This is a genomic window from Nonomuraea sp. NPDC001684 (assembly GCF_053596515.1).
Map to the genome: position 1 here is coordinate 1 of NZ_JBSFGJ010000455.1, position 7,341 is coordinate 7,341.

Consider the following 7,341-nt stretch of genomic DNA (forward strand, 5'->3'; position numbering starts at 1 on the left):
CCCCGGCCGCCTGCGCGTGACACACCGCGATCGCCGCCTGAAGGACGTACGGCCCGAGCCCTCCGCCCGCCTCCCGCGCCCTCAGCATGGAGGCGAACCCGCGCGCGATCAGCTCCCGGTCCCACCGTCCCCGGTCCTGCTCGTGCAGTTGCACCAGCTCCCCCGACGGCCCGGTACGGGCGTCCGCGCGCGACTGCTGGATCTCCATCAGCGCCACCAGCCCGTGCACCTCGGACTCGCCCGGCGCCAGCCCGGCCAGCAGCCGTCCGAGCCGCAGCGCCTCCAGCGCCAGGGCGGGCCGCGTCAGGTCCTCGCCCGCCGTGGCCGAGTAACCCTCGTTGAAGATCAGGTAGATGACCTCCAGCACGGACGCCAGCCGTACGGCCAGCTCGGGCCCCTGCGGCAGCTCGAACGGCACCCCCTCGTCGGCGAGCGTGCGCTTGGCGCGCGCGACGCGTCCGGCCACGACCGCCTCCCGCACCAGGAAGGCGCGGGCGATCTCCGCGGTGGTCAGGCCGCCGAGCAGCCGCAGCGTCAGCGCGGTCCGCTCCTCGGCGGGCAGCACGGGATGGCTGGAGACGAACATCAGCCGCAACACGTCGTCGCCGGCCTCGGCCTGTTCCGGCCGTTCGCGGTCTCCGGGCTGCTCGGGCTCAAGGTCGCGGCGCGCGTGGTCGTGCCGCCTGGTGCGGCGCAGGTGGTCGAGGGCGCGCCGCTTGGCGGTGGTCGTCAGCCACGCGCCCGGCCTGTCCGGTACGCCGTCACGCGGCCAGGTCTCCAGCGCGGCGACCAGCGCGTCCTGGGCGAACTCCTCGGCCAGGCCCACGTCGCCGAGCATCCGGGCCAGCCCGGCGACGATCCGCGCGGACTCCTCCCGCCAGACCGTCGTGACGGCGTCCATCAGTAGATCTGGCGCATGTGGCACTCGCCGTCGCCGACGACCGTGAAGAAGCGCCGCGAGACCTCCAGTGCCTCCTCCCGCGACCCGACCTCGACCAGCGCGAAGCCGCCCGCCAGCTCCTTGGCCTCGGCGAAGGGCCCGTCGGTCACGGTCAGCTCGCCGCCCGCGGACCTGAGCACGGTGCCGCCCAGCTCCATGCCTCCGGTGGCGAGCAGCACGCCCGCCTCGGTGAGCTCCTGGATGAACCTGCCCATCTCGACGTGCAGCGTCTCGTCGTCGCGCCGCTCGCTCACGTTCGTCAGCAGAAATCTCATGTGCGTTCCCTGTCACATCGCTCGTTCGTCGCGTATGCAGTAGAACACGAAAGGACACGGGACATGACCGCCATCGCCCCCACCTCCCCCACCTCCCCCATCGCCTCCTCGACCCGCACCCTGCTGGCCGCGGGCGCCGTCGCCGCTCCCCTGTGGACGGCGGTCAACCTGGCCCAGGTGCTCACCCGCGAGGGCTTCGACATCGTCCGCCACCCGCTCAGCCAGCTGTCGACCGGGTCGCTCGGCTGGGTCCAGGTGGCCGACTTCCTGGTCGTCGGCGCGCTGGTGATCGCCGGCTCGTACGGGCTGCGCCGGGCCGTCCCCAGCCGGTGGCTGCCCCGCCTCCTGCTGGTCAACGGCATCGGAATGATCCTCGCGGGGATCTTCCGGATGGACGCCGGCGACGGCTTCCCCGTCGGCACCCCCGCGGGGCCGCCCGCGACGATGAGCTGGCACGCCGGGCTGCACATGGCCTCCGGCTCGATTGCCTTCATCGCCCTGGCGGCGGCCTGCTTCGTGCTCGGCCGCCACTTCTCCCGGGCCGGAGCCCCGGGCTCGGCCGTCGCGTCCTTCCTGGCGGGCGTGGCCGTCATCGCCGGGAACGGCTGGACGATGAGCGGCGGCCAAGGGGGTTCGGTGCCCCTGGCCGTCGGCGTGACCGGCGCGATGTTGTGGGTGTCCGCCGTCGCCTTCCGGCTGCGCCGCCGGAGCTCTGTCACCTGGTAGCACGCTTGCTGATCCGCGGCGCCAGCGACCGCCCGGGCCGCGGAGATCCTGGCGCTGCGAAGTCCAGGACAGCCGCCAGCTCTTCCCCGTTGAGCAGGAGGTTTCCCGGGTGCGGATCGCCGTGGAGCCAGAGCGCGGGGCCCTGCCAGGGCGGGAGGGCGGCCAGCTTCTCCCAGAGCGGGAGAAGGTCAGCTGATCGGGAAATGGACTGTAGGCGTTGCCGTACCACTTCGTCGCGGGCGGTGAGCGGGACGCCGCGGACGGGGTTACGCGGTGCCTCAGGCGGTGCGGGCCGGTGGAGGCCTGTCATGAAGTCGGCCAGCGGAACGGCGATGCCGGAGCGGTCGGGCGGCGGCACGTCGGCGACCGTGCTGCCTTCGAACCAGGGCGCGATCGTCCACGGCCACGGGTAGCCCTCGCCGGGCACGCCGACCCTGACGGGTATGGGCAGTGCGACCTCGACGTACTCGGCCAGGCCCGGCAGCCAGCGTTGCTCGTTGACGATGAGGTCGACGGCGACCTGGCGGCGCGGCAGCCGTACGGACAGGTCTGTCCCCAGGCGGTAGATGACGTTGTCCCAGCCGTTGGCGACGGGGGTGAGCGGGCCTGCCAGATCCGGGTGCTGCACGCGGATCAGGCGGTCGACAAGGTCGACGTCGATGTCGGCTTCCGCCGCCGGGGTGTTCATGCCGCAACGATAGTGCGGGATGTCCTTGACAGCCGGAGGCGCCGAAGCCGGATATGCCTGGCTGTCTCCGTGGTGCGCTTGGCGACCCAGTGTGAGGGCAGCCTGTCTGCCGACCGACGGCGGCCACGCTGGTCGCTTCGGTGTCCTGTCGGTTCCTGGAGGGCGATCGTCGCGTCGTTCTCGGAGATGTCGTCCGCAATAATCCGTTTGTGTGTCACCACAGCCCGCTGTCACCATGAGGGCCCATGCGGCACCCTCTTGACACGCTGGACTGGCCGATTTCCACCGAGCGGCTGCTGTTGCGCCGAGCTGCCCCCGACGACCTGGACGCGACCTGGGCCTTCCGGCAGCTGCCGGAGACCCACGAATGGATCGCGGCCGCCACAAAGACCTACGACGACTACCGTGAGCGTTTCCTCAGCGAGGAGCGGCTCGCAGACCTGCTCATCATCGAACTGGACGGCCGGGTGATCGGCGACCTGACACTGAGGGTCCAGGACGGTTGGGCTCAGGAAGAGGTCGCCGACCAGGCGAGAAGCGTCCAAGGAGAGCTCGGGTGGACGCTCGATCCCGCCTACGGCGGCAAGGGCTACGCCACCGAAGCGGTGCGCGCCCTCATCGACATCTCCTTCAGGAGTCTTGGCCTGCGCCGCCTGCACGCGGACTGCTTCTACGACAACGAATCCTCCTGGCGGCTGATGGAGCGGGTCGGCATGCGCCGCGAACAGCACACGGTGAGAGACTCACTCCACCGCACCAAGGGATGGCTCGACGGTCTCTCATACGCGCTCCTGGCCGAGGAATGGCCCGCTCACGAGTGATGACGGCGGAGACGCTTGTGAGCCCTCGCCGGGACGAAGATCACGCTGTCACTCATGCACGCGGCCGCTCTCCTGCCGGCGCTGCGACAGGAACCCAAGGACGCCACCGCGCCGGCACGGCCCAGTGCGTGGGGTGCAGCGCAGTGAGCCGTGCCGGACTACGGATCTCGCAGAGTCCGTGACCGGCCCCAGGGTCAGGGGTCGGCCAAAGAAGTGATCAGCGTGCGGGCAGCCGCTCCGTCCCGGCGACACCGACGGCATGGTCGCCCGCAATCTCGGCGAGGTCTGCCACCTGCTCGGCCGCTTCGACGAGGCGTTACGGCGCCTGCGCGTCGCTCGGGCCCGTCCGGACCTACCGGGTCCGCGTCGCCCCGATCTTCGTCCGTGACTGTGCCGAGGCCGCGGCCGAGCTCCTGGCGCCCCGCCGCCGGTCGCTACCGTTGTTTTCCTGCGATCAGCCTTCTCCAAGGCCGTAAACGGGGATGACAACTTCCAGCAGACCGGACCATCACCTTCGCCGGGAGGGCAGTCATGAAGGACGGGCCGCCGTGGCCGGACGACGACGCCATGATGCAGATCGCGTTCGAGCAGGCGCGGACGGGGTTCGGGCAGGGCGGGATCCCCGTCGGCGCGGTGCTCGCCACTCCCACCGCCCTGCTCGGGGCGGGTCACAACGAGCGCGTCCAGCGAGGTGATCCGACGGCGCACGGCGAGATGGCCTGCCTGCGCGACGCGGGATCGCGATCCTCCTACGCCGGCACGACGCTGTACACGACGTTGTCGCCGTGCCCGATGTGCAGCGGGGCGATCATCCTGTTCCAGATCCCGCGGGTGGTCATCGCCGAACGGGTGACCTACGCGGGGGACGTCGGCTTCCTGCGCGGACACGGCGTCGACGTCGAGGTCCGGGCCGATGAGCGGTGCATCGCGCTGATGTCGGAGTTCCAACGGCGCTCGCCCCAGCTGTGGAGCGACGACATCGGCGGCCGGTGAGCCGCGTCCGGGACCCGTCGCGCCGCTCGGCGCGAGCCTGCGCCTTTATGCGTGCTTTGCGGAGTCGGCTACTATAAGTCACGTTGTTCCACCTCAGGCTGAGGGGCCCGCGACGTCACCGCCAGTGACGGAGCCAGTGGAGCGGCCCGGCGAGTTCCTCCACGCCGGGCGAGCGGGCCCCGTGGATCTTTCCCCTGTGCAGGACACCTCCTCTGGGCTCGTGTGCTCATTCGATTTCAGAGATGTCAAAGGAAAGAACCTTGGCCCGCTTCGACACCATCGTCGCTCTTCGCCTGGCGAAGGCGCTGCTCACCTTCACCGTCGGCGGCTTCGCGCTGCTCGTCGTGTTCGGCAACCTCACCGACTACGGCACGAACTTCGAGTTCGTCCGGCACGTGCTGGCCATGGACGCGCAGAAGCCCGAGCTCGCCGCGGTCAGCCAGATCAACTACCGCGCCATCCCGTGGACGTGGGCGCATCACGTCGCCTACGTCGGCGTCATCCTCACCGAGGCGGTCATCATGGTGACCTGTCTCGTGTCGGCCTGGCAGCAGGTCAGGGCCGTCGGCCGCGACGACGCCGCCTTCCAGCGCTCCAAGCGGTGGGGCGTCGTCGGCTGCACGGTCGCCCTGCTGCTGTGGTTCTTCGGCTTCCAGGCCATCGGCGGCGAGTGGTTCGGCATGTGGATGAACGGCACCTGGAACGGCATCCCCGACGCGGTGCGGCTGTGCACCTACATCGGGATCGTGCTGGTCTTCCTCAGCCTCCGCAACGACGCCCGCGAGAACGCCTGACCCGATCGCCGGCAACGGTCATGGCCGGACGTCGCCGTGGCGGAGTCCGTTCAGCAGGAGGGTGAGCAGGCGGTCGGCGCGCGCCGGGCTGTCGGGGGCGTCCTGGGCGGCCCAGGCGATCGCGCCGACCATCCTCAGCACGTCCGCGTCGTCCGCCTCGGCGACGACCACGCCTGACCGCCGCGCCCTGGCCAGCAACGCGGCTCCCACCTCGAACATCTGCGCGTGCCAGTTCGCCACCGGGTCGGTCTCGCGATCAAGCGCCGCGTTCATCACGGTCGCCGACAGACCTCGATAGGTCAGGCCGTGCGCGAGCGCGGCACGCAACCACGCGGACACCGCGTCGAACGCGTCCTCGGCCGCCAGCAGCCGGTGGCCGAGGTCGACCAGGTCGGCCATCTGCCCGGCGAGCACCGCCTCGATGAGATCCAGCCGGGTGGGGAAATGCCGATAGAGCGTCCCGCTGGCCACCCCTGCCCGCCGGGCGATCTCATCCAGGGATGCCTCGACGCCGGACTCGGTGAACGCGATTCTCGCCTGCTCGACCAACTGCTCGTAGTTGCGCCGGGCGTCCGCGCGCATCGGACGCCCCTCGCGGGATCGTGGATCGTGGCCTGCCGTCACGGTCGCCCATCCTTGCTTACCGGGGACACAGTCCGCTACCGTGCCCCACATAACCGGACTATGCCTCACCTTACTGGCGTGGCTCACCCGGAGCATGGAGGGCCGCCCCCATGGCGCTGACGGAACAAGACAGAACCGACATCACCGATCTGATCCACCTTCACGGCCACCTCACCGACGCCGGCGAGCTGGACCGAGCCGACGAGCTGTTCACCCCGGACGTCGTCTACGACCTGGACGACTTCGGCCTCGGCTGCCTGCACGGGATCGCCGCCGTCCGCGCGGCCGCGCTCGCGGCGGGCGACGCCAACCCGGTCGGGCATCACGTCACCAACATCCTGATCACGCCGATCGACGATCGTTCGGCCCGGGTCCGGTCCAAGGGGATCGGCATCAAGGCCGACGGAAGGGCCGGCAGCGTCGTCTACGACGACGTCCTCACCCGCCGATCCGACGGCTGGCGGATCAGCCGCCGCAGGGTGACCGCCCGGCGGGCGGCGCTCGCCGAGCAGGAAGCCGGTCCGCGTGCGGTGCTGGAGCGTTGGCGCCGGGCCACCGTCACGCAGTCCGCCGACGAGCTGCGGCGCCTCTACGCCCTCGACGCGGTCCACGAGTTCCCGTTCACCGGCCCGGGTCTGCCGTCCCGGCTCGCGGGCCGGGACGAGATCGTGAACTGGATCACCGCGGGCTGGCGGGACCACCCGCTGACGTACGAGCGCTACCGCACCCTCGCCGTCCATGACACCGGCGATCCGGGAACGATCGTCGTCGAGCAGGAGGCCCTCGGGACCAGCGCGGCCACCGGCGAGTTCGCGCTGCCCAACCTGATCGTCCTCACCGTTCGCGAGGGGCGGATCACCCGTCTGCGCGACTACGTCAACCTCTCAGCAGCCGCGGCCGCCATGGGCGTGGACATCTGAACGGCGGCCCGCCCGGACGAACCCGGAGCTCGGCGTGCGCATCCGCCGGCGACGTGAACGAACCCCGGCCGGAGGACCGGCCGGGGCTCGCCACCTCTGATTGACGACGCTCAGAGCGTGATGCTCCAGGTGTCCAGGAATCCGGTGTCACCGGCGTAGACGTCCCTGATGTCGAGCGTCCAGGTGCCGGCGGCCTGCTGGCTGACCGGGACCGAGAAGGTCCTGGTGCCGTACTGCGTGCAGCTGGTGCCACCGTAGGCGTCGACCAGGTAGAAGGTGCCGTTCGGGCCGCGGAGCCGGATGTTCAGGTCCTCGGCGCAGGTGTGGCTGATCGTGATGGACAACTTCACCGGGGAGACCGCGGTGCCCGTCGCGTTGGACGTGATCGAGCTCTGGGTGGTGGAGTAGTCCCTGATCTGGTAGTCGGTGTTGTTGGTGAACGTCCGGCCGGGGCCGCCGGTGCCGACCGTCAGGGTGTACGTCGCGGTGTGCGTGGTGGAGCCGGTGCCCGTGATGGTGATCGGGTAGGTGCCCTGGGCGGTGGAGGCGCCGACCGACAG

10 protein-coding genes are annotated in these 7,341 nt (G+C 70.6%); 5 read left to right on the forward strand and 5 right to left on the reverse strand.

Annotated features, from left to right (window positions below):
* Together ACWCSD_RS43575 and ACWCSD_RS43580 are read right to left on the reverse strand one after the other, a co-directional pair.
* A partial coding sequence (locus ACWCSD_RS43575; protein ID WP_449924043.1) for an RNA polymerase sigma factor occupies positions 1 to 901 on the reverse strand: 901 nt, incomplete at its 3' end.
* Complete coding sequence (locus tag ACWCSD_RS43580; protein ID WP_449924046.1) at positions 901 to 1,215, reverse strand: YciI family protein; 315 nt, start codon at positions 1,213 to 1,215, stop codon at positions 901 to 903. The genes ACWCSD_RS43575 and ACWCSD_RS43580, both read right to left, overlap by 1 nt.
* A 63-nt stretch (positions 1,216 to 1,278) precedes the next feature.
* On the opposite strand from ACWCSD_RS43580, the gene ACWCSD_RS43585 reads away from it, so the two are divergent.
* Positions 1,279 to 1,941, forward strand: coding sequence for a DUF998 domain-containing protein (locus tag ACWCSD_RS43585; protein WP_397162630.1), 663 nt, complete (start codon positions 1,279 to 1,281; stop codon positions 1,939 to 1,941).
* Here ACWCSD_RS43585 and ACWCSD_RS43590 read toward each other — a convergent pair.
* Positions 1,931 to 2,629, reverse strand: coding sequence for an aminoglycoside phosphotransferase family protein (locus tag ACWCSD_RS43590; RefSeq protein WP_449924049.1), 699 nt, complete (start codon positions 2,627 to 2,629; stop codon positions 1,931 to 1,933). The genes ACWCSD_RS43585 and ACWCSD_RS43590 overlap by 11 nt on opposite strands.
* 245 nt (positions 2,630 to 2,874) lie before the next feature.
* Here ACWCSD_RS43590 and ACWCSD_RS43595 point away from each other — a divergent pair, with 245 nt between their 5' ends.
* The 3 genes from ACWCSD_RS43595 to ACWCSD_RS43605 all read left to right on the forward strand — a co-directional run bounded on the left by ACWCSD_RS43595 (position 2,875) and on the right by ACWCSD_RS43605 (position 5,237).
* On the forward strand, positions 2,875 to 3,450 hold the full coding sequence (locus ACWCSD_RS43595) for a GNAT family N-acetyltransferase (RefSeq protein WP_449924051.1): 576 nt from the start codon (positions 2,875 to 2,877) through the stop codon (positions 3,448 to 3,450).
* A gap of 531 nt (positions 3,451 to 3,981) precedes the next feature.
* Positions 3,982 to 4,443 carry a nucleoside deaminase gene (locus tag ACWCSD_RS43600; protein WP_449924053.1) on the forward strand — a complete coding sequence of 154 codons (462 nt, stop codon included), beginning with the start codon at positions 3,982 to 3,984 and terminating at the stop codon, positions 4,441 to 4,443.
* A gap of 242 nt (positions 4,444 to 4,685) precedes the next feature.
* Positions 4,686 to 5,237 (forward strand): DUF2165 family protein, encoded by a 552-nt coding sequence (locus ACWCSD_RS43605; protein WP_358299645.1) that lies wholly within the window; start codon positions 4,686 to 4,688, stop codon positions 5,235 to 5,237.
* 18 nt (positions 5,238 to 5,255) lie between these two features.
* Here the strand turns inward: ACWCSD_RS43605 and ACWCSD_RS43610 are convergent, their stop codons facing one another.
* On the reverse strand, positions 5,256 to 5,819 hold the full coding sequence (locus ACWCSD_RS43610) for a TetR/AcrR family transcriptional regulator (RefSeq protein ID WP_449924056.1): 564 nt from the start codon (positions 5,817 to 5,819) through the stop codon (positions 5,256 to 5,258).
* Between the two features lie 152 nt (positions 5,820 to 5,971).
* Between ACWCSD_RS43610 and ACWCSD_RS43615 the strand changes: the two genes are divergently transcribed.
* Positions 5,972 to 6,781: a nuclear transport factor 2 family protein gene (locus ACWCSD_RS43615; RefSeq protein WP_449924059.1), complete on the forward strand. Its 810-nt coding sequence runs from the start codon at positions 5,972 to 5,974 to the stop codon at positions 6,779 to 6,781.
* A gap of 110 nt (positions 6,782 to 6,891) precedes the next feature.
* On the opposite strand, the gene ACWCSD_RS43620 is transcribed toward ACWCSD_RS43615, so the two are convergent.
* Positions 6,892 to 7,341 (reverse strand): proprotein convertase P-domain-containing protein (locus ACWCSD_RS43620; RefSeq protein ID WP_449924062.1); only part of this gene is annotated, 450 nt, incomplete at its 5' end.

Excerpts from the sequence above, each read along its gene's own strand:
- ACWCSD_RS43580 (WP_449924046.1), bottom strand. The coding sequence starts at position 1,215 with ATGAGATTTCTGCTGACGAACGTGAGCGAGCGGCGCGACGACGAGACG.
- ACWCSD_RS43585 (WP_397162630.1), top strand. The coding sequence starts at position 1,279 with ATGACCGCCATCGCCCCCACCTCCCCCACCTCCCCCATCGCCTCCTCG.
- ACWCSD_RS43590 (WP_449924049.1), bottom strand. The coding sequence starts at position 2,629 with ATGAACACCCCGGCGGCGGAAGCCGACATCGACGTCGACCTTGTCGAC.
- ACWCSD_RS43595 (WP_449924051.1), top strand. The coding sequence starts at position 2,875 with ATGCGGCACCCTCTTGACACGCTGGACTGGCCGATTTCCACCGAGCGG.
- ACWCSD_RS43600 (WP_449924053.1), top strand. The coding sequence starts at position 3,982 with ATGAAGGACGGGCCGCCGTGGCCGGACGACGACGCCATGATGCAGATC.
- ACWCSD_RS43605 (WP_358299645.1), top strand. The coding sequence starts at position 4,686 with ATGTCAAAGGAAAGAACCTTGGCCCGCTTCGACACCATCGTCGCTCTT.
- ACWCSD_RS43610 (WP_449924056.1), bottom strand. The coding sequence starts at position 5,819 with ATGCGCGCGGACGCCCGGCGCAACTACGAGCAGTTGGTCGAGCAGGCG.
- ACWCSD_RS43615 (WP_449924059.1), top strand. The coding sequence starts at position 5,972 with ATGGCGCTGACGGAACAAGACAGAACCGACATCACCGATCTGATCCAC.